This is a genomic window from Streptacidiphilus alkalitolerans (assembly GCF_042511045.1).
In the GTDB taxonomy this organism is placed as follows: Bacteria; Actinomycetota; Actinomycetes; order Streptomycetales; family Streptomycetaceae; genus Streptacidiphilus; species Streptacidiphilus alkalitolerans.
Window position 1 is genome coordinate 168,449 of sequence record NZ_JBHEZX010000007.1, and the last position, 20,130, is coordinate 188,578.

Sequence of the window (20,130 nt, forward strand, 5' to 3'; positions counted from 1 at the left end):
AAGGAGCGCAGATGGACTTCGGCCTCGTGCTGCAGACCGACCCGCCGGCCCGGCTGCTCATCGACCGGATGAAGCGCGCCGAGGGCGCGGGCTTCACCCACGGATGGACCTTCGACTCCGTGGTGCTCTGGCAGGAGCCCTTCGTCGTCTACAGCCAGATCCTCGCCGAGACCGAGCGGCTGACGGTCGGTCCGATGGTCACCAACCCGTCCACCCGCACCTGGGAGGTCACCGCCTCCCTCTTCGCCACCCTCAACGACATGCACGGCAACCGCACCGTCTGCGGCATCGGCCGCGGCGACTCCGCGATGCGGGTCGCCGGACGCAAGCCGGCCACCCTGGCCCGGCTCGGCGAGGCCATGCACGCCATCAAGGAACTCGCCGAGGGGCGGGAGGCCGAGGTCGACGGCACCGCGATGCGGCTGTCCTGGGTGAAGAACGGCGCCCTCCCGGTCTGGATGGGCGCCTACGGTCCCAAGGCACTGGAGCTGACCGGGCGTCAGGCGGACGGCTTCATCCTGCAGTTGGCCGACCCCTTCCTGACCGAGTGGATGGTCAAGGCCGTCCGCACCGCCGCCGAGCAGGCCGGACGCGACCCCGACGCGATCACCATCTGCGTCGCCGCCCCGGCCTATGTCACCGACGGCAGCGCGGAAGGGCTGGCGCACGCCCGCGAGCAGTGCCGCTGGTTCGGCGGGATGGTCGGCAACCATGTCGCCGACCTGGTCGGACGCTACGGCGAGCACTCCGACCTGGTGCCGGAGGCGCTGACCGACTACATCAAGGAACGCCAGGGATACGACTACAGCCACCACGGCCGGGCCGGAAACCCCGACACCGCCTTCGTCCCCGACGAGATCGTCGACCGCTTCTGCCTGATCGGCCCGCCGTCGGTGCACCGCGAGCGGCTGGAGCAGCTGCGCGCCCTCGGCGTCGACCAGTTCGCCGTGTACGCGATGCACGACGCGGTCGAGAGCACCATCGACGCCTACGGCGCCGAGATCGTCCCCCGCTTCGGCTGAAGCCCTCCCCGCTCGGCTTCTGCCACGTACCTCCGCACTTCGCACCAGCTCCCGGCGGCGTGATGCCGCGCCGCCGGGTCCGTCCCGTACCCACGCGAGACCCGCGAACCGAGGTGGTCCCGATGTCCTCCGCCAGCTCCTCCATATCCGAACCCTCCACCGCGCAGCACAGCTATCCGGACGGCCGAGTCGCCCTCGCGGAGGCCGCCGTCCTGGACGATCCACGCTTCTCCAACGCCGACCTGGCCCCGGTCGCCATCGAGCGGAGGAACTGGACCACCTACAACTACCTGGCCCTGTGGGTCGGCATGGCCCACTGCATCCCGTCCTGGACGCTGGCCTCAGGGCTGGTCGCGCTGGGGATGGACTGGAAGCAGGCGGTGCTCACCATCGCGCTGGCGAATGTGATCGTGCTGATCCCGATGCTGCTGACCGGCCACGCGGGCACCAAGTACGGCATCCCGTTCCCGGTCTTCGCCCGCGCCTCCTTCGGCCTGCGCGGCGCCAACCTCCCGGCGATGGTGCGTGCGGCGGTGGCCTGTGCCTGGTTCGGCATCCAGACCTGGATCGGCGGCGAGGGGATCTTCCTGCTGGCCGGGAAGCTCTTCGGCGACAGCTGGCTGAACGCGAGCAAGATCCAGGGCACCGCCTGGACGCAGTGGCTGGCGTTCCTGGTGTTCTGGCTGATCGAGGTGCTGGTGATCACCCGCGGCATGGAGACCCTGCGCAAGTTCGAGAACTGGGCCGCGCCGCTGGTCATCGCGGGTGCGCTGGCACTGCTGGGATTCATGGCGTCCAAGGCGGGCGGCTTCGGCCCGCTGCTGGACCAGCCCTCGGCGCTGGGCTGGGGGAGCGGCTTCTGGAAGGTCTTCTTCCCGTCGCTGATGGGCATGATCGGCTTCTGGGCCACCCTGTCGCTGAACATCCCGGACTTCACCCGCTTCGGCGGCAGCCAGCGGGCCCAACTGCGCGGCCAGGCGCTGGGCCTGCCGACCACGATGACCCTGTTCGCGGTGCTGTCGGTGCTGGTGACCTCCGGCTCGCAGGCGGTCTACGGCGAGCCGATCTGGGACCCGATCGCGTTGACGGCGAAGATGAGCAATGTGGTCGGCGCGCTGTTCGCGCTGTTCATCGTGATGGTGGCGACCCTGTCGGTGAACATCGCGGCCAATGTCGTCTCGCCCGCCTACGACCTGTCCAACCTGCTCCCGCGGTTCATCAGCTTCCGGACCGGGGCGCTGATCACCGGCGTGGTCGGGATCGTGATCATGCCGTGGAAGCTGATCGCCAACCCGCACGTCTACATCTTCACCTGGCTCGGCGTCGTCGGCGGCCTGCTCGGCACCGTGGCCGGCATCCTGATCGCCGACTACTGGTTCATCCGCCGCACCGAACTCCACCTCGACGAGCTCTACAAGCCCGGCGGCCGGTACTGGTACACCGGCGGCTGGAACCTGCGCGCGGTGCTGTCCTTCGCCGTCGGCGGCCTGCTCGCCATCGGCGGCTCCTACTCCGCGCTGGACGCCCAGGGGGTCAAGCAGGGCCCCTTCCCGGTGCACGGGATGGTCCCCTTCCTGAAGCCCCTGGCCGACTACGGCTGGGCCGTCGGCCTGGCCTCCTCCTTCCTCCTCTACGCCGCCCTCAGCCTCACCGCCCGCCCCCGTCGCTGACCCACCGTCAGCCGGCCCTCCTACCGCTGCCGCCCCGCCTCGCCGTCGGGGCGGCAGCAGCGCGCCCAGGGGCTGTTCTGCGGCGCTTCAGTGCCCGTGGTGTCCAAGCTGGGCGAGGACGTCCTCGTGGAGGAGGCCGTTGGTGAACACGGCCGCACCCGAGGTGATACTGCGGCCTCCGTGCAGGTCGCTGAACCTGCCACCGGCCTCCTCCACGATCGGCACTGCCGCAGCGATGTCCCAAGGACCGGCAGCGAGGTGCAGGAAGACGTCCACCTCGCCGGTGGCGACCAGCATCGCTCCCTGGCATACGCCGCTCCAGTTCGACAGTGGTCCACCGTCGGCACAGCGACCGATCAGCTCGGTGGCGCCGGCCAGACGTCGCGCGGGGACGTGCGCGGCCACGGGCCACATCACCGCCGTGGCTTCGTCGAGCGCATTGGTCCGGCTGACCTCCAGCGTCTGACGCGCTCCCAGAACTCCCGCACGGCAGGTGCTGGTCCAGGCTCCGGCGGCGCGGGACGCCCACCAGCGGCGCTCCAGGGCCGGTGCGGTGATCATTCCGGTGACGACCTCACCGTCCGCCTCGACCGCGATGAGCGAACTCCACTCGGACCGGCCCGCGGCGAAGTTGGCGGTCCCGTCGATGGGATCGATGACCCATCGACGCGCAGCGGTTCCGTGGTTGCCGGACTCCTCGCCGATGAAGGAGTCCTGCGGACGAGCAACCGCGAGCCGAACGCGCAGCGCCTGCTCGACCTCCCGGTCGGCCTCCGTAACGGGACTGCCGTCCGGCTTCGCCTGCGTCGCCACGCCACCAGCGGAGAAGTACCCCATGGAGATGCCGTCGGCCACGTCCGCCAGCTGCTGGACCAGGGAAAGATCATCAATCGACGTCATACCGAGGGGAGCATAGGCGACCGGACCGCTACGCCGCCTGGCGGGGCGCGTCCGTGCGGGGCTGGGGTCGGGTCGGGAGCCTGGTGGGGAGGGGGTGCAGGGTGGCGGGGGTCGGCGTGGACGTGGGGAGGTCGTCGGGGCGCGGCTGGGCGGCGCTGTCGCGGTGGACGATCCGCAGTGGTGCGGTGCGACGCTTGCCGTCGACCGACCAGGTGACGGTGTTCTCGGTGTCGGCGCTGGTGCTCATGGCTGCCTCCGTGGTCCTGGTTGCGGCCCCGTCCGGGGCTTGTGTCACTACCGTGGGCGACGCGCATGTGGGGGCCATGAGAGGGGGCTGAACCCTGCATGGGATGTGTGGCCAGCTCGGGCGGAGGTCAGCCGATGGCGATGACCGGGTGCTGGGCGGGGTCGATCCACTTCATGATCTGGGTCATCACGCTCGCGGGCAGGGCCACGCAGCCCGCGGTGGGGGCGGAGGTGGTGCCGAGGTCGTGCAGGAAGATCCCGGCGCCGCGGCCCTTCACCACGGGCTTGGTGTTGTAGTTGATGACCAGGACGTTGTGGTACTGGACCGGGTGGTTGACGAGGTGTTCGCTGCCGTCGTCGCCGGCCTCGGTGAGGTGGAATCCGCCCTGCACGGAGGTGCGCATCTGGTTGTAGTAGGCGGAGGTGGGGTCCTCGACCCACCAGTCGACGCTGGTGACCCGGTGGTACGGCATCCTGGTGCCGGGGTCGGCGCCGAGGCCGAAGCCCTGGGTGACGGTGTAGCTCCCGGTGGGGGTGGTGTACGTCCCCTGCTTGCGCGTGGCACCGTTGACCAGGCCCTTGGCGCCGATCCTGGCGGCCTTGGTGGTGTACTTCGCGGCCCACTTGGTGCCGCTCTTCTGCCAGGCGGTCACCGTGGCCGTGGTGCCACTGGCCTTCACGGTGATCACCTGGGTGGCCCTGCCGAGGGCGACCGCCACCGGGAAGGGCGAGGCGGGCGGCTTGGCGGCGTAGGAGCCGGCCGGCAGCACGAGCTTCTCGCCGGGGCGGATCACATAGGGGGAGCCGATGTGGTTCCTCTTCGCCAGCGCGCTCCACCCGCCCGGCACGTGCTCGCGGGCGGCGATGCCCGACAGGGTGTCACCGGCCTTGACGGTATAGGTCAGCACGGCGCTGGTGGCGGCCTGCGCGGTGCCGCCGAGCAGGACGGAGACCAGGGCGGAGACCAGGGCGGCCGCGGTGCAGACCGCGGTGGTTGCCGCTCCCCGGCACGGGGTCGGCTTGCTGGGGCGGCGGGCCTGGCGCGGAGCTGGCGTGGACACGAGTGGTGGTCTCCGGAATGACGTCGTCGGGTGGCAGTGTGCGCCCCCAGGATGACGTATGAAAGCCTCAGTGTCCGTGCGTATCGTGGTCCGTCGGTTACCTCGGCCCGTCCGGGCCCGTCATAGCCGTGACGACATGTGCTCGGGGACTTCGGGGAAGGCGACGACGTGACCGGATCGGGCCCGGACAGGGCAGTGGCGGAGGCCTTCGAGCAGCAGCGGGGCCGCCTGGTGGCGGTGGCCCACCGGATGCTGGGTTCGCGGGCGGACGCCGAGGACGCGGTGCAGGAGGCCTGGCTGCGGTTGGCGCGTCAGGAGCCGGGCGCGGTCGACAACCTGGCCGGTTGGCTGACCACGGTGGTGGGCCGGGTCTGCATCGACGTGCTGCGTTCGCGCAGGGTCCGGCCCGAGGTGTCGTACGAGGACCGGCTGCCCGAGCTGGTGGTCACCGAGGAGGGCGGCGGCGCGCCCGAGGACGACGCGCTGCTCGCCGAGTCGGTCGGGCTGGCGCTGCTGGTGGTGCTCGAGACCCTGCGCCCCACCGAGCGGCTGGCGTTCGTGCTGCACGACATGTTCGCGGTGCCGTTCGCGGACATCGGCCCGATCATCGGCAGGTCCGCGGACGCCACCAAGATGCTGGCCAGCCGGGCCCGTCGGAAGGTGCAGGACACCCAACGTCCGACCGACGGGCGGAAGGAGCAGCGCGCGGTGGTCGACGCGTTCCTCGCGGCGGCCCGGAGCGGGGACTTCGAGGGGCTGCTGCGGGTGCTGGACCCGGACGTGGCCTGGCGCTCCTACACCGCGCGTGGTGTGCTCGTCAGGGTCGGGGCGGCCGAGGTGGCCGAGCGGGCCCAGCGCGGGGCCCGGGCCGCGGTCACCGCGCGTCCGGCCCTGGTCAACGGGGATGCCGGGGTCGTGGTGTGGGGCGCCAACGGCAGGCTGCTGGGTGTGATGGCGTGCACCGTGGTCGACGGCCGGATCGTCGAGGTGCTGTCCGTGAGCGACCCGCGGCGCCTCGCGTCCATGAACCTGCCGGTACGTCCGGAGTAGCACGGTACGTCCGGAGTAGCACCCGCCGAGGGAGATCTGATGAACACCGCACTGTGGATCGTCGCCGGATTCCTGACCGCCCTCTTCCTGCTCTCCGGCTTCGGCAAGGTGTTCGGGACGCGGGAGAAGCTGGCCGGGATGACGCCCGCCGCGGCTTGGGCGCTGGACTTCAGCCCCGGCGCGCTGAGGGCGATCGGAGCGGCGGAGGTCCTGGGCGCTGTCGGCCTGGTGCTGCCCGCCCTGCTCCGCATCGCGCCGATCCTGGTGCCGTTCGCCGCCCTCGGCCTGGCCCTGGTGATGGCCGGCGCCGTGACCGTGCGCCTCCGCCGCCACGAACTCCGCTACGCGCTCATGGACCTGGCCTACCTCGCCCTGGCCGCCTTCGTCGCGGTCGGCCGCTTCGGACCAGCGCCCATCACCACCTGACGGCCGGCCCGCCGCGGCGCGAATCCGGTGGCGGACGGGGCGCTGATCGCCGATGCTTCTTGGCATGTCGGAGAGCATCGGCGCAGAGCCCGGGCGGCGCTTCGGGTGGTCGAACATGTTCGTCAGCCCCGAGGAGGACCCGCGAACCGACGGCGGGTTCGCGGGTGAACGGGCCGTCCTCGTCGGGTACCTGCGCGACCAGCGGCTGACGCTCGAGCTGAAGTGCTCCGGTCTTGATCCGACTGCCCTGGCCCGTCGTTCGGTGGAGCCGTCGAATCTGTCCCTGCTGGGGCTGGTGCGCCACATGGCAGGGGTGGAGCAGAAGTGGTTCCGGCAGGTGATGGCTGGGCAGGACGTGCGGGTGCACTACCGCTCGGGCGGCGACCGGGACGGTGACTTCAACGGTGCCGTGCCCGATCCGGACGTCGTCGCGGAGGCCTGGGCCACGTGGCGGGCGGAAGTCGCGTTCGCGGAGCGGTTCGTGGCCGAGGCGTCCGACGTCGGCGTCACCGGCGCGATGGGCCAGGAGTCGATCCAACTCCGGGAGGTCCTGGTGCACATGATCGAGGAGTACGCCCGGCACAACGGGCACGCGGACTTCCTGCGTGAGCGGATCGACGGCCGGATCGGCCAGTAGCGGTCGGCGCCGGCCTGGTCATGCGTGGCCGATCCGGAAGCCCACGCCGCGGACGGTGGTGATCCAGGCGCTGCAGCCGAGCTTGCTGCGGAGGCTGCTCACATGGGTGTCGACGGTGCGCTGGGACCAGGAGTCGCCCCAGACCTCGTGCATGATCTGCTGGCGCGGAACCACGGTGTCCGGGCGGGAGGCCAGGAGCAGCAGCAGGTCGAACTCCTTGCGGGTCAGATCGATGCGCTGTCCACCTAATTCCACCTGACGGGAATTCGGGTCAATGGTGAGCAGTCCGTGCGAGATACCCCGAAAAGGTGTCGATTGCGGCCTTGCGCGGCGCATGACCGCTTCCATCCTGGCCAGCAGCTCGCGGAATCCGTACGGTTTGACGACATAGTCGTCCACTCCGGCTTGAAAGCCAAGAACCCGGTCCAATTCGGACCCGCGGGCGGTGACGGCAATGATCGGAATGTCGCAATCCGCCCGGATGATCCGACAGAGTTCCAGACCGTCCAAATCGGGCAGTTCCAGATCAAGCAGGACCATGTCGGAGTTTCTGTACGCGTCGAGCGCCTCGCTGCTGGTGCTCGCATTGTCGACGGTGTGGCCATTCCGCTGCAGGCCCCGGGTCAAGGCTTCCATGTCTTTGGCGCTGTTCTCGACCACCAGTACCCGGCGGGCCGCCATCGAATTCGTTGCAAAATCCGACCGTCTCGGACTGTGCGCCGTCTCGGTTGAATGTTTGACCATCATTGCGCTCCCCCTTGCACTGTTCCCATGCTAACCGGGCCCGGGCTGAGCCAGCCGGCATCCAAACGCCTCCAGGGTTTCGCCGACAGCGAACCGTCCGAGCCTATTGGATGGAGTGTTCGCCGAATAGCGATGGGCGACATCGGCAATATAGATGTAACAATGATGATCGACCCCCGTCGATTGCGTGCCACACTACGCCTTGCGAAATATCCTACTCGGTACGAATAAGGGGGGCGTGAATGAAGCCCCGCGCTTGTCGTAACCATACGGGTGTTCGCCGAAAACGATCGGGCCGACGGGCTGCGTCGGGCCGGCGGGTTGCGTCGGTGGGGCCGGGAACCCAGCGGCATCGGTGGACCCGGCGGGTGGGGGCGTGGTGTCGGAGAGCGCGGGGACGGCGTCCCGGGGCTGCCTCAGCGGGCGTCCCGGTGCGGTCGGGCTCGCAGCCGCAGCCGTACGCGAGAGCTCTCGTGTCTCACGCATCACTCTCCCCTGTCGGACGGACCCTGGGGCCTGCCGCCTCCGGCCGGCCCTGTGCAGTACGACTCTAGACTAGACTTGGTCTCCTCTGGTAACAAGGTTATTAGTTGTGACCATCATGGGTAGGCTGGGGGCATGGTTACCATCACCGACATCGCCTCACCTGAGGATTCTTCCGTCGACCCGTTCCGGGCGGGCTGCGAGCCGCGTGTCCTACTTCACACGGTGGGTGACAAGTGGGTGACCCTGGTGGTCAACATGCTGGGTGACGGGGATGCCCGGTTCTCCGAGCTGCAGCGGTCGGTCGGCGGCGTCAGCCGCAAGATGCTGGCGCAGACGCTGCGCACCCTCGAGCGCGACGGCCTGGTGGTCCGGACCGTCTACACCAACACCCCGCCGCGCGTGGTCTACTCGCTCACCCCGCTGGGGCGGACCCTGCTGGTGCCGCTGCGGGCGGTCCGCGCCTGGTGCGAGCAGTACGTCGACGCGGTCAGCGACGCGCAGGCCGAGTTCGACGGCCGCGGTGACGTCCAGCCCGCGGTGTCCGGAAGCATGCCCACGCCGGCCCGGTAGCCGGGCCGGCCGCCGTGGCCGGGGTCCATTCCGTTCAATCGACTCAAATCCCCCCGAACAATCCGCAGTCGTCTGGTAGATCTTGGTCAGGACTGTGTGAAACCAAGGTCAGAGGAACTGCATATTCTCCGTGCCGCATACCGCCCGCCAGCCGCGGACGGGATGCCCGCGCGTCTCCGCAGGCCCCTTCCGGGCGGATGTCCGGCCCGATGAACAGCCTCGGGCGGGCGACCTGACGAACTCGTCCCGCCGTTCGCCGAAGTGTTTCTGAAAGCGCGTGCTGACCAGCGCCTTCCTGGAATTCGTGCAAAGGGCAGCAATCGCCGCCGACGGCGAAGCGGAGAGCCGCAGAAGCGGCATTCTGGACTTATGCTGAGGCTGGCTCATTATTGATCGTTTGCCAATTCGATGACGCTCGGGCGCGCTCCCCTGCGCCGCCCGGGAGGCTGCGGAAGAAGCAATTCCGGGGTCCAGGAAGGAGCTTGTGCGCCGTCACGGCTCCATGCCACTCTGCTCCCGCGCCGACCGTAGGCCAGAGTTATTTATTACGGGGAGTCAGGTAAATGCCGGAGCAGGGCCATGAAGAGCAAGAGCTGGAACAAGAGCAGGAACCCGGGCCCGCGCAGGGGCGCGGCCTCACCCGCCGCAGAGTGACGGCCGGTGCCTTCTTCGGGGCACTGGCCCTGGGCACGGGAGCCGCCGCCATGAAGGCGGCGGCGGCGGATTCCGGAACGGCCGCGGACACGACGACGGAGGTCCTGGCCGCGTCGGTCAAACCGCGCACCGCACCGGTCGGGCCGAATTGGGGCCTGACGAAGTTTCTCGACCCGCTGCGAATACCGCCGGTGATCAAGCCGACGAATGGGTCGACCGTGCTCCCGATCAACGCGGTCGACACCCAGGTGCGGCTGCACTCGCAGCTGCCGCTGACCGACGTCTGGGCCTACAACGGGCAGTTCCCGGGGCCGACCATCGACATCGCCAGCGGCTCGCAGGTGCGGATCAGCTGGACCAACGCCGTCGACGGCACCATGCCGCTGGTTGCGGTGGAGGCGCCGGTCACCGCCGCGCCGACCAGCAGCCCCGGTTACAAGGACGCCACCGGCGCGCTGCTGCCGAACCACACGATCATCGACGGGGTGGCCGACCTCCCGGCGTGGACGGCGGTCCACCTGCACGGGGCGAACAACAACGCCGGCAACGACGGCTGGCCGCACAACGGCGGACTGCAGAACTCCAGCCAGCTGGTCCAGTACCAGAACCAGCAGCCCTCGACGACGCTCTTCTACCACGACCACGCGATGGCGATCACCCGGTTCAACTTCCACGCCGGGCTGATGGGCATGTACCTCATCCGCGACGCCGAGGAGACCGCGCTCGGACTGCCCACCGGCGCCCGGGAGATACCGCTGATCCTCAGCGACCGGAACCTCGACACGGTGCCCGCCACCGGGGCGCTGACCGGTCAGCTGCTGTTCAAGGTGCCCACCGTGCCGTACGGGGCCAACAACGTCCCGGCCGGCTTCTCAGGGCCCTTCAACGCCGTCAACGGGGGCATCTGGCCGCACCTGGACGTCCAGACCCGGTGGTACCGCTTCAGGCTGGTCAACGCGTGCAACGCGCGGATCTACACGCTCAACCTGGTGGACGACGCCGGGGTGAACCACAATGCCGCGATCCACCTGATCGGCACCGACGGCGGCCTGCTGCCGACCCCGGCGCCGGTGCCGGCCGGCGGGCTGATCGTCGCCCCGGCCGAGCGGTTCGACCTGCTGATCGACTTCCGGGCGCTGCAGGGGCTGAACGTCCGGTTCACCGACGCCAGGACCGCGCCCGGGACCACCGAGCCGGACCTGATCCAGTTCCGGGTGGAGAACCGCGACCGCGGCGACACCTACGCGCTGCCCTCGACCATCTCCTCGTCCTACGTCCGGGTCGCGGAGGGCGGCACGCTGCCGGCGGACCACGACAACGTGTGGGTCGGACTGGTGATGAACACCGAGGGCCACCCGGCCATGTGGGACCTGGAGGAGGTGGACACCGACCCCGGGGGCGAGGGGGTCATCCAGATCACCGACCCCGGCACCGGCGCCACCCGGACCTTCCGCCGGACGGCCGAGCTGTTCGACGACACGGTCCAGGTCTACATCAACCACAACCGCTGGGCGGTGTGGAACTTCATCCAGGTGGCGCCGATCGGACCGGCGCACCCGATGCACGTCCACCTGACCCGGTTCCAGGCGCTCTCCCGCCGGAGCTTCACCACGACCTTCGACATCCCCACGGCCAGGACCACGGCCCCGATCTCCGGGTTCACCAACGTCCCGCTGCAGCAGTGGGAGCAGGGCTGGAAGGACACGGTCCTGGTGAACCGGGGCGAGTGGGTCCAGGTCGCGGGCAAGTTCGACGGCGGGACCGGTGAATTCGTCTACCACTGCCACATCCTGGACCACGAGGACGACGGCATGATGCGGCCGTTCGTGGTGCACCCGCCCGAGGTGGCCATGTTCCACATGCGCTCGGGCGGCGGGGGCAACACGACGATGCCCGGCATGAAGATGTAGCCCGGACAGACCGAAGCGCCGGGACCCGGGGTCACGGGTCCCGGCGCACCGGGGAGCAGGAGGACGGTGTCAGTCCAGGTGGGTCACGCCGAAGAGCTCCTCGTAGAACGTGGTGCGCAGGTCGGCGCTCTTGGCCCGGGCGGTCATCTCCGCACCGAGCAGGCCGTGCGCCGGGGTGTAGCCCACGCCGCCGGTCGGGCCGATCGACAGGGCCATCATCGGGCCGCCGACCTGGTAGGTCGCCAGCTCGGTGCCGCCCTCGATCAGGGTGCGGATGTTGGCCGCGATCAGTTGGGCGTGGTCCTCGGCGGCCTTGGCCTTCTTGGGCTCGTCGATGCCGGTGATGTCACCGAGCGCGAACACCCGCTCCTGGCCCACCAGTTGCAGGGTGTCGCCGACGTCGACCAGACCGGAGGGCAGCCGGTTGCCGGCCAGCGAGCCGCCGGCCAGGTAGTCGGTGACCGGCGCGGCCCCGTAGCAGCGGAACCAGATGTCGGCCGACACCTCGGCGCCCGAGGTCAGGGCCACGGTGAAGGGCTTGACCTGTCCGGCCTCGGACACCGGCGGCTCCAGCAGGGACGTGCCCAGCAGGAGTTCGACCCCCAGCTCGGCCAGCTGGCGCTTGGCCTCGGCGCCCATCTCCGCGGGCATGGTGCTGAGGATCTCCTCGAACGGGTCCACGATGGTGATCTTCTTGTCCGGCCAGGCGGCCCTGATCTCGCCCGCGAACTCGAGCCCCACCGGGCCGGCGCCCAGCAGCAGCACCGAGTCCGCCGCGTCCAGGGCCGCCCGGGTCTCGGTCAGCCGGGCCTTGGCGCCGGCCGTGTCGAGGTCCCCGACCTTGGCCGGGAAGGGGTAGTCGGAACCGGTGGCCAGGACCACGAAGTCCGCCTCGACGCGTTCGCCTGAGGCGAGGGTGACCACGCCCGGCTCCACCAGCTCGGCGTGGCCGCGGACCACCCGTCCGCGGGCCAGCAGGCCCTCGTACGGCAGGAACATGCGGTCGGCCCAGGCCGGGTCGCCGACGGCCCGCAGCGACGCGACGTTGTGCACGAAGGCGTCTCGCTTCTCCACCAGGATCACCTCGGCCACGTCGTCCAGAGCCTTGGCGACGGTGGCGCCTCCGTACCCGCCGCCGACGACGACAACAGTCGAATTCACTCTTCCTCCAGGAAGTTCAGCACGGCCGAAGCCGAATTACCTTGCATCGATGCGCTGCTGGGCAGCCAGCGCGGCCGCCGGGAAGCGGCGGTCCGGACGAAGCGTGTGCTCGCGCAGGCACGCCTCGGTGAACTTGATGACGTGCTCGTCGCCGTGCTCCACGGCGCGTGCGCTGAGCTCGTCGAACGAGGGCAGGTCGCTCTCGGTCGCACGCTGGACGGCCTCCTGCTCGCCCCTGCGGTCCCTGGTGAAGGCCAGCAGGAAGGCGGTGTGCACGTGCCACAGCGCCGCGATGGAGGGCTCGTGCAGTTCGAGCGGAAGATGCGGCAGGACCAGGCGGACCGCGGCGGGCGCGGTGACGGCGTGGATCATCGGCACCGCGAAGATCTCGTCGTGGGCCAGGTAGACGCCGGCGAACTCCGCGGTCATCTCGCTGAGCAGCCACTGCGCCTGGTCCGGCGCCAGTGAGTCCAGGGCGGTGAAGTACCCCGGCATCCGGTCGAGCTGCTCCAGCCGCTTCCTGGCGACCGGGGGAGTCACCGGCACCTCGCCGCGCAGCCGGGGGAGTGCGGCCACCGCGGCGGCCACATCGTAGGAGCCGGTCAGCTGGGGCTTGCCGGGAAGCTGGGTGTACCGGGCCGCCCAGTACGCCAGCGCCCTTGCCAGCTCCGTCAGTTGCAGCGGAGTGGGCTTCGGTGCGGCGGCGATGCTGCGGACCGCGTGGGCGGTGCGGATGGGTCCGTGGGTCAGCCCTGCGAAGAGCCCCGGCAGCAGGCGCGGCCACCAGCGGGCCAGCACGGTCCGCCAGGGCGCCTCGGCCAGTTCCCGGCGGAAGAGCTGCTCCCAGTCCCCGGCCCGGTCGAACGCGCCCAGGGCGGGCCGCCATGACGACTCGTCAGCGGCGTCCAGGGCGAACCGGGGGGCGGGCGGCTCATGGTGCGGCATGACCTTGCGGTAGCCCTCGACCCAGCCGGCGACCTTGTCGCCGTGGCCGAGCACGGCCAGGGTCTCGGCGCCCATCGGGCCGTGGTTGGCCAGGTCGCCCTGCGCGCCGCGTTCGTATCCCAGATCGTCCAGGCGCTCGAGCGCGTCGTTGACCGCGTCCTCGTAGCTGACCTTGGTCATTCCGGGGCGCCCTCTCGCCTGGCCGAGACATGGGCGGTGACGGTGGCCAGCGGGTTGCCGCTGACGTCCCAGATGTTGGAGTCCCCGGAGCTGGTGAACGTCTCGCCGGTGAGGACCGCGTCCTGCTCGATGTCCACCCAGCCGGGCAGGCCGGGGATGCTGTTGAAGACCTCCTTCAACCGGTAGCTGAACCGGGAGTCCCCGGTCTGCGTCCAGGTGCCCTCCCCCGTGCTCACCGGGCTGGAGAGGCGGACCGTTCCGTTGTCCTCGAAGTCGAGCTGTGCTTCGTTCGACTTGTCGGCGAAGGCCACCGTGGCCGACCAATTGCCGAGGGGCGCAGTGGGCGCAGAGACAATTTCTTGTTCCATGGCTCCGACGCTAGCCGCAGCCAACTCCCGCCGGAAAGCACACTTTCGCCGAATTGACCGGGATCTGACACAGCCGTGACATTCGCCTGCAGAGGGCAGTGGAATCTTACGGGACATGACCAGGGCCTGAATCGGCCGGTCTTGAACAGTCCCACGGAAACACATCACTATGAATGGGGGTGCTGAGATGAGCAGACCGATAAACAGGACCGCACTCGTCACAGGATCGAGCCGAGGAATCGGACGCGCAATAGCCGAGCGGCTGGGACGTGAAGGCGTTCTGGTCGCGGTGCACTACGCAAGGAACGAGGAGGCGGCCGAACACACCGTCAAGAGCATCATCGCCGACGGCGGCCGGGCGTTTCAAGTACGGGCCGAGTTCGGCGTCCCCGGTGACGTCGACACCCTGCTGGAAGGGCTCAGGGCCGGCCTGGAGGAGCTCGCCGAGGACGTCGGGCTCGACATCCTGGTGAACAACGCCGCGATCATCACCAGCGGTACGGCACTGGAGGGCACCACGCCCGAACTGTTCGACCGCCTGATGGCGGTGAACGCGAGGGCGCCGTTCTTCCTGACCCAGCGGGCCCTGCCGCTGCTCCGGGACGGCGGACGGATCATCAACATCTCGTCCGGCCTCACCCGGTTCGCGAACCCGCAGGAAGTGGCGTACGCGATGAGCAAGGCCGCGCTGGAGATGATCGGCCTGCACTTCGCCCGCTATCTGGGACCGCGCCGGATCACCGTCAACACCGTGTCGCCCGGGATCACCGACACCGGCCATCCCTCCCTGCTGGTCCCGCAGATCAGGGAGGCCCTGTCGAACCTGGCCGCCTTCGGCCGGCTCGCCGAGCCGGCCGACATCGCCGATGTGGTGGCCTTCCTGGCCTCCGACGACGCCCGCTGGATCACCGGCAGCGTCATCGACGCCAGCGGCGGAACGATGCTCGGCGGCTAGGCCCCGAGGCCGGCCGTGCGAGACCACGCGAGAGGGGAAACCAGAAATTGGACACCGCCGAGCACGACCGTCCGCATGCGCCGCCGGTCGGCGTGACCGAGCTGCTCGAGCTGCGCCGCGCCGTCCGCGAGGGCGATCCCGGGGCCACCGAACGGCAGCGCGCCAAGGGCAAGCTGACCGCCCGTGAGCGGATCGACCTGCTGCTGGACGAGGGCTCCTTCAATGAGCTGGAGGCCCTGCGGCGGCACCGGGCCAGCGGCTTCGGCCTGGAGCAGAAGAAGCCGCACACCGACGGGGTGATCACCGGCTGGGGCACCGTCCACGGCCGGACCGTGTTCGTCTACGCCCATGACTTCCGGATCTTCGGGGGCGCCCTGGGTGAGGCCCACGCGCAGAAGATCCGCAAGATCATGGACCATGCCCTGGCCGCCGGCGCGCCGCTGGTGTCGCTGAACGACGGTGCGGGCGCCCGGATCCAGGAGGGCGTCACCGCGCTGGCCGGCTACGGCGGCATCTTCCTGCGCAACACCCGGGCCTCCGGGGTGATCCCGCAGATCAGCGTGATGCTGGGCCCGTGCGCGGGCGGGGCGGCCTACTCCCCGGCGCTCACCGACTTCGTGCTGATGGTTCGCAGCACCTCGCAGATGTTCATCACCGGTCCTGACGTGGTCCAGGCGGTGACCGGCGAGGTGATCACCCAGAACGGACTGGGCGGCGCCGATGTGCACGCGGAGACCTCCGGCGTCTGCCACATGGCCTTCGACGACGAGGAGAGCTGCCTGGAGGAGGTCCGCTACCTGCTCGCCATGCTGCCGCAGAACAACCGGGAGAACCCGCCGACGGCGACCGCCGAGTACCCGCCGGGCCGGCGCTGCGAGGGGCTGGCCGACATCGTCTCCCCGGACGGCAACCGCCCGTACGACATGCGCAGGGTGATCGAGGAGATCGTCGACGACGGCGAGTACCTGGAGATCCACGAGCGCTGGGCGACCAACATCATCTGTGCCCTGGCCAGGCTGGACGGCGAGGTGGTCGGGGTGGTCGCCAACCAGCCGATGTCCCTGGCCGGGGTGCTCGACATCAAGGCCTCGGAGAAGGCCGCGCGCTTCATCCAGATGTGCGACGCCTTCAACATCCCGCTGGTCACCCTGCTGGACGTACCGGGCTTCCTGCCCGGCGTGGACCAGGAGCACGGCGGCATCATCCGGCACGGCGCCAAGCTGCTCTACGCCTACTGCAACGCCACCGTGCCGCGCATCTCGGTGATCCTGCGCAAGGCCTACGGCGGCGCGTACATCGTGATGGACTCGCAGTCCGTGGGCGCCGACCTGACCTACGCCTGGCCCACCAACGAGATCGCGGTGATGGGCGCTGAGGGCGCGGCCAACGTCATCTTCCGCAAGCAGATCGCCGCCGCTGACGACCCCGAGGCGAAGCGGGCACAGATGGTCGCCGAGTACAAGGCGGAGCTGATGCATCCCTACTACGCCGCCGAGCGCGGCCTGGTGGACGACGTCATCGACCCCGCCGAGACCCGCAACGTCCTGGTCCGGGGCCTGGCCATGCTCCGCAACAAACACGCCGACCTGCCGGTGCGCAAGCACGGCAACCCACCGCAGTAGCCGAAGCGAAGGAGCTCACGATGACCGTGACCACAGTGGAGCAGGACGTTCCCGAGGCCGTGCTGCGGATCGAGAAGGGCAGCGTGGACGGGCACGAGCTGGCCGCCATCGCGGTGCTGCTGCTCGGCCGTGCGGCCTCCGGGGGGTCGGCGCCCCCGGAGCCCGCCGCCAGCGCGGCCGGCTGGCGGGCGCCCGGCTTCACCGGGGCCCGCAGCTGGAAGTACTGAGCGGCGGCGAGGCCCCACACGCCGGCGCCGCCCTGGTCCGAACCCCCGGACCAGGGCGGCGCTCTGTCGACGGGTCAGCGCGGGCGGCGCGGCGGCTCCACCTGCAGCACGCCGTCGACGTAGATGTCCACCTTGTAGAAGGCGACCAGTCCGGCCACCTTCTGGGACTCCGGCAGCGGCGTCCGGTACGACCAGACCAGGTCCTTGTGCACGGTGTCGCCGACCCGGATCGACCAGTACTCCGCGGTGCCCTTGTAGGGGCAGCGGGTGACCGTGTCGGTCCGCTCCAGCAGGTCCATCCGGACATGGGTCTTGGGCAGGTAGTAGCGGGTGGGCAGCCCGGTCTCGAACAGCAGGCGGGCGTTGCGGGACTCGGCGACGGTCACCCCGTCCACCTCGATCCGCACATGGCGGGAGCTGGGCAGCACGTCGATCCGGGTGTGCGGGTCGCGGACGTGGACGAAGATCTCCTCGTCCTCCTCGAACCAGGCGTCCATGGCCTCCCAGTCGAAGCGGAAGTGGCCGCGCAACTCCTCGATCGGCGACTCCTCGTAGAGCAGCGCCGCGCCGGCCGCCTCGGCCGGTCCGGCCTTGACGGTGAACTTCTGCGCGTCCCCGCGGCTGGGGGAGTGCGCGACTCCGTCGTCGGCGGTCAGCAGTTCCCGGTCGACGTCGGCGGCCGGGAAGTAGTAGGTCGGGTAGTGCGGTGATTCCCACACCAACAGGGGATTGCTGCTGTCGGCCACCGGACGCCCGCCCAGATATACCCTGACCCGCTTGGCGCTGGGCTCGGTGCGGATCAGTCCTCGGTTGGTCGTCATATGTGCCTGTCTTCTTGGGAGAATTGATCTGAATAGACGTCACCAGGATTGCAGCGAGGGCCGCTTGATTTCAAGACGGAACCGCGACGGCGAGCCGCAGCAGGCAGTCCTCGAAGAATCCCAGGCAGCTCAGATGGTAGGAACGGGCCGCCAGGCCCAGGCTGATGTTGTGTCCGGCCCCCGGCTGGCGCTCCATCAGCACCCGGGGCGAGGATGTCAGGTGCGACGCCAGTTCGGCGAGGGCGTCCCGGTCGTCGCACCACCATGATTCGTGCTCGGCGAAGGTGAACCGGACCGGTACCCGGACCCGGTCCGCCGCGGCGCTGAACATGGCCGGCCAGCGCAGGATGTCCCGCCGCTCCCGGGCCGGGGTGGGGGCGACGATGCCGCCGCTGGAGCGGAAGGTGTCCGGCGGATAGAGCCGCAGCGGCCCCCAGCTCCGCTTCCACTCCCGTTGGCTGTTGCTGTCGGCGTGGGCGCCGGGCGCGTAGCGGTGCCCGCAGCCGGAGATGTCCAGGCCGAGCAGCTCGGGCCGGTCCTGGTTCGCGGCGGTGAGCAGCGCGAGCTTGCCGCCGAAGGAGTGCGCCAGCAGGAACAGCCCGGCCCCGGTCGGGAACCGGGCGCCGAAGTCCCGCAGTGCCGCGGCCAGGGTGACCGCCTGCTCGGCCAGTGACTGCCCCTCGGCCAGTTGCGCCGCGGAGCGCCCGTAGCCGGGGCGGTCGACGGCCAGGACCGTGAACCCGAGCTTGGCCCCCAGCGCGAGCAGGGAGATGTCCGGGGCGGCCTGGCCGTCGAAGTAGCCGGCGTTCATGCCGGCGCCGTGCAGGGCGACCACGGTCGCCCGCGGCGGGGCCTCAGGACCCGTCCCCGGCGGTTCGCAGAGCAGGGCGGACAGCCGGACGCCCGCCCCGTCCAGGGTGATCCGCCGCACTCCGGGGGACAGGGCCGGATCCGCCGCCGCGACCCGGGTGTTCACGGGGTGGGCTCCAGGCCGGCCGGCGCGCCGAACCAGCGGTGCAGCGCGTCGTCGAGCCCGGCCGGGTCGTCCGGGCGGTCGCCGACCCAGGCCACGTAGCCGTCCGGGCGGACCAGCAGCGCGGCGGCGCCGCCGAAGGCCCCCGGGTCCTCCGGCGCGGCCACGGTGACGGCGACCCGGCCCTTCCAGCTCTCCGCGGCGGCGGAGAGTCCGCCGGCGGTGCCGGCCGGCCCGTCCTGGTCCAGCACCAGCAGCACGCCCTGGCCGCTGTGCAGCAGCTCGGTGGTGCTGGTCGGCCCGAGCGCGGTCCGCAGCCCGCGCGGCGGGATCCGGCGGCCGGACAGCGCGTGCTCCGGGTCGCCGACCTCGTAGCGGATGTCCAGACCGCTGACGATGCCGGAGAGGTGCCGCTTGACGTCGTCGTAGGCCAGCAGCTCGGTCAGCAGCTGCCGCAGCGGGTCGGACTCCTCGCCGCCCAGGAACACCGTGCCCTGGGCCCGGGTGTTCATCAGCAGCCGGGCCCCCACCGCGTGCCGCTCGCTGTGGTAGCTGTCCAGCAGTCCGGCGGGCGCCCAGCCCTGGACCGCGGCGGCGAGCTTCCAACCGAGGTTGGCGGCGTCCTGCACGCCGGTGCTGAGCCCCTGGCCGCCGGCCGGGAGGTGGATGTGGGCCGCGTCCCCGGCCAGCAGCACATGGCCGCGGCGGTACTCGCTCGCCTGCCGGGTGGCGTCGCTGAAGGAGCTGACCCAGTCCGCGCCGCCGCCGTGGATGGACTCTCCGGTGATCCGCTGCCAGGCGTCGGCGACCTCCTCGAAGTCCGGCGCCTCGGCGCGGTCGCCGGCCGGGGTGCCGTGCTCGCAGACGATGATCCGGTCCACGTTCTCCTTGAGCGGGGCCGCCATCACCATGCCGTTGGGCAGCCGCTCGCCGAGGAACCGGGGACGCAGCCCGCAGCCGACCACGTCGGCCAGGTACATGTCCCGGGTGGCCGGGGTGCCGGGGAAGTCGAACCCGGCCGCCCTGCGGACCGTGCTGTGGCCGCCGTCGCAGCCCACCAGGTAGGCGGCGCGCAGCTGTTGGACCCCGTCGGGGGTGTCCAGGGTGGCCAGCACGCCGTCCTCGCCGTCGGCCAGGGCCTGCAGCTCCCAGCCCCGGCGCAGGTCAGCGCCCAGCTCGACGGACCACTCCTCGAGCACCGCCTCGGTCTGCGACTGCGGGACGCCGCGGGCGCCGAAGTGCGAGTCCTCCAGCACCGTGTAGTCGAACTGGACCCCGCCGAAGTGGCCCAGCGGGCTCTTCTCCAGGGCGCCGAAGCGCGGCAGCAGCCCGCGCTGGTCGAAGATCTCCATGGCACGGGCGGTGAAGCCCAGGCCCCGGGACTGCCCGGTGGGCTCGGCCAGCCGCTCGGTCACGACGACCCGTACTCCGCCCAGGCGCAGCTCGCCCGCGAGCATCAGCCCGGTCGGCCCGGCGCCGACAATGATGACGTCCGTGTCCAT

The 20,130-nt window shown here is 70.4% G+C and carries 20 protein-coding genes; 10 read left to right on the forward strand and 10 right to left on the reverse strand.

The features are described 5' to 3' along the window. The first annotated feature begins 11 nt into the window (after positions 1-11). Together ACEZDG_RS18095 and ACEZDG_RS18100 are read left to right on the forward strand one after the other, a co-directional pair. On the forward strand, positions 12-1,022 hold the full coding sequence (locus ACEZDG_RS18095; RefSeq protein ID WP_380510305.1) for a TIGR03842 family LLM class F420-dependent oxidoreductase: 1,011 nt from the start codon (positions 12-14) through the stop codon (positions 1,020-1,022). A gap of 122 nt (positions 1,023-1,144) precedes the next feature. After that, positions 1,145-2,692, forward strand: coding sequence for an NCS1 family nucleobase:cation symporter-1 (locus ACEZDG_RS18100; protein WP_380510308.1), 1,548 nt, complete (start codon positions 1,145-1,147; stop codon positions 2,690-2,692). A gap of 87 nt (positions 2,693-2,779) precedes the next feature. Here the strand turns inward: ACEZDG_RS18100 and ACEZDG_RS18105 are convergent, their stop codons facing one another. The 3 genes from ACEZDG_RS18105 to ACEZDG_RS18115 all read right to left on the reverse strand — a co-directional run bounded on the left by ACEZDG_RS18105 (position 2,780) and on the right by ACEZDG_RS18115 (position 4,899). Continuing rightward, positions 2,780-3,547 (reverse strand): inositol monophosphatase family protein, encoded by a 768-nt coding sequence (locus ACEZDG_RS18105; RefSeq protein ID WP_380510311.1) that lies wholly within the window; start codon positions 3,545-3,547, stop codon positions 2,780-2,782. Between the two features lie 73 nt (positions 3,548-3,620). Next, positions 3,621-3,839 (reverse strand): hypothetical protein, encoded by a 219-nt coding sequence (locus ACEZDG_RS18110; protein ID WP_380510314.1) that lies wholly within the window; start codon positions 3,837-3,839, stop codon positions 3,621-3,623. Between the two features lie 127 nt (positions 3,840-3,966). Beyond that, positions 3,967-4,899 (reverse strand): LysM peptidoglycan-binding domain-containing protein, encoded by a 933-nt coding sequence (locus ACEZDG_RS18115; protein ID WP_380510316.1) that lies wholly within the window; start codon positions 4,897-4,899, stop codon positions 3,967-3,969. Positions 4,900-5,067: 168 nt separating this feature from the next. On the opposite strand from ACEZDG_RS18115, the gene ACEZDG_RS18120 reads away from it, so the two are divergent. The 3 genes from ACEZDG_RS18120 to ACEZDG_RS18130 all read left to right on the forward strand — a co-directional run bounded on the left by ACEZDG_RS18120 (position 5,068) and on the right by ACEZDG_RS18130 (position 7,012). Beyond that, on the forward strand, positions 5,068-5,949 hold the full coding sequence (locus ACEZDG_RS18120) for a sigma-70 family RNA polymerase sigma factor (RefSeq protein WP_380510319.1): 882 nt from the start codon (positions 5,068-5,070) through the stop codon (positions 5,947-5,949). Positions 5,950-5,988: 39 nt separating this feature from the next. Further along, a complete protein-coding gene (locus ACEZDG_RS18125) occupies positions 5,989-6,375 on the forward strand; it encodes a DoxX family protein (protein WP_380510322.1) in 387 nt (128 codons plus the stop codon). Positions 6,376-6,439: 64 nt separating this feature from the next. Then, positions 6,440-7,012, forward strand: a complete 573-nt coding sequence (locus tag ACEZDG_RS18130) for a DinB family protein (RefSeq protein ID WP_380510325.1) — start codon at positions 6,440-6,442, stop codon at positions 7,010-7,012. Positions 7,013-7,030: 18 nt separating this feature from the next. Here ACEZDG_RS18130 and ACEZDG_RS18135 read toward each other — a convergent pair whose 3' ends face one another. After that, positions 7,031-7,759, reverse strand: coding sequence for a response regulator transcription factor (locus ACEZDG_RS18135; protein ID WP_380510328.1), 729 nt, complete (start codon positions 7,757-7,759; stop codon positions 7,031-7,033). A 615-nt stretch (positions 7,760-8,374) separates the two neighbouring features. Here ACEZDG_RS18135 and ACEZDG_RS18140 point away from each other — a divergent pair. Together ACEZDG_RS18140 and ACEZDG_RS18145 are read left to right on the forward strand one after the other, a co-directional pair. Beyond that, positions 8,375-8,812: a winged helix-turn-helix transcriptional regulator gene (locus tag ACEZDG_RS18140; protein ID WP_380510331.1), complete on the forward strand. Its 438-nt coding sequence runs from the start codon at positions 8,375-8,377 to the stop codon at positions 8,810-8,812. A gap of 650 nt (positions 8,813-9,462) precedes the next feature. Next, the gene (locus ACEZDG_RS18145; protein ID WP_380510334.1) at positions 9,463-11,376 is read left to right on the forward strand and encodes a multicopper oxidase family protein; all 1,914 of its coding nucleotides are present in this window, start codon (positions 9,463-9,465) and stop codon (positions 11,374-11,376) included. A 69-nt stretch (positions 11,377-11,445) separates the two neighbouring features. Here ACEZDG_RS18145 and ACEZDG_RS18150 read toward each other — a convergent pair whose 3' ends face one another. Genes ACEZDG_RS18150 through ACEZDG_RS18160 form a run of 3 tightly spaced genes read right to left on the reverse strand, consistent with a single transcriptional unit; the run spans position 11,446 to position 14,030 of the window. After that, complete coding sequence (locus tag ACEZDG_RS18150) at positions 11,446-12,537, reverse strand: FAD-dependent oxidoreductase (RefSeq protein ID WP_380510337.1); 1,092 nt, start codon at positions 12,535-12,537, stop codon at positions 11,446-11,448. A gap of 36 nt (positions 12,538-12,573) precedes the next feature. Then, complete coding sequence (locus tag ACEZDG_RS18155) at positions 12,574-13,662, reverse strand: questin oxidase family protein (RefSeq protein WP_380510340.1); 1,089 nt, start codon at positions 13,660-13,662, stop codon at positions 12,574-12,576. After that, positions 13,659-14,030, reverse strand: a complete 372-nt coding sequence (locus ACEZDG_RS18160; RefSeq protein WP_380510343.1) for a hypothetical protein — start codon at positions 14,028-14,030, stop codon at positions 13,659-13,661. The genes ACEZDG_RS18155 and ACEZDG_RS18160 overlap by 4 nt, the downstream gene beginning before the upstream one ends. 187 nt (positions 14,031-14,217) lie before the next feature. On the opposite strand from ACEZDG_RS18160, the gene ACEZDG_RS18165 reads away from it, so the two are divergent. The 3 genes from ACEZDG_RS18165 to ACEZDG_RS18175 all read left to right on the forward strand — a co-directional run bounded on the left by ACEZDG_RS18165 (position 14,218) and on the right by ACEZDG_RS18175 (position 16,834). Next, complete coding sequence (locus ACEZDG_RS18165) at positions 14,218-14,985, forward strand: SDR family oxidoreductase (RefSeq protein WP_380510346.1); 768 nt, start codon at positions 14,218-14,220, stop codon at positions 14,983-14,985. A 101-nt stretch (positions 14,986-15,086) separates the two neighbouring features. Continuing rightward, positions 15,087-16,607, forward strand: coding sequence for an acyl-CoA carboxylase subunit beta (locus tag ACEZDG_RS18170; protein WP_380510973.1), 1,521 nt, complete (start codon positions 15,087-15,089; stop codon positions 16,605-16,607). 20 nt (positions 16,608-16,627) lie between these two features. After that, on the forward strand, positions 16,628-16,834 hold the full coding sequence (locus ACEZDG_RS18175) for an acyl-CoA carboxylase epsilon subunit (RefSeq protein ID WP_380510349.1): 207 nt from the start codon (positions 16,628-16,630) through the stop codon (positions 16,832-16,834). 74 nt (positions 16,835-16,908) lie between these two features. Here the strand turns inward: ACEZDG_RS18175 and ACEZDG_RS18180 are convergent, their stop codons facing one another. From ACEZDG_RS18180 to ACEZDG_RS18190, 3 genes are all read right to left on the reverse strand, one after another. Further along, positions 16,909-17,655, reverse strand: a complete 747-nt coding sequence (locus ACEZDG_RS18180) for a DUF427 domain-containing protein (RefSeq protein WP_380510352.1) — start codon at positions 17,653-17,655, stop codon at positions 16,909-16,911. Positions 17,656-17,725: 70 nt separating this feature from the next. Next, positions 17,726-18,631, reverse strand: coding sequence for an alpha/beta hydrolase (locus ACEZDG_RS18185; RefSeq protein WP_380510355.1), 906 nt, complete (start codon positions 18,629-18,631; stop codon positions 17,726-17,728). Beyond that, positions 18,628-20,130, reverse strand: a complete 1,503-nt coding sequence (locus ACEZDG_RS18190) for an FAD-dependent monooxygenase (RefSeq protein WP_380510357.1) — start codon at positions 20,128-20,130, stop codon at positions 18,628-18,630. Before ACEZDG_RS18190 ends, ACEZDG_RS18185 begins: the two co-directional genes overlap by 4 nt.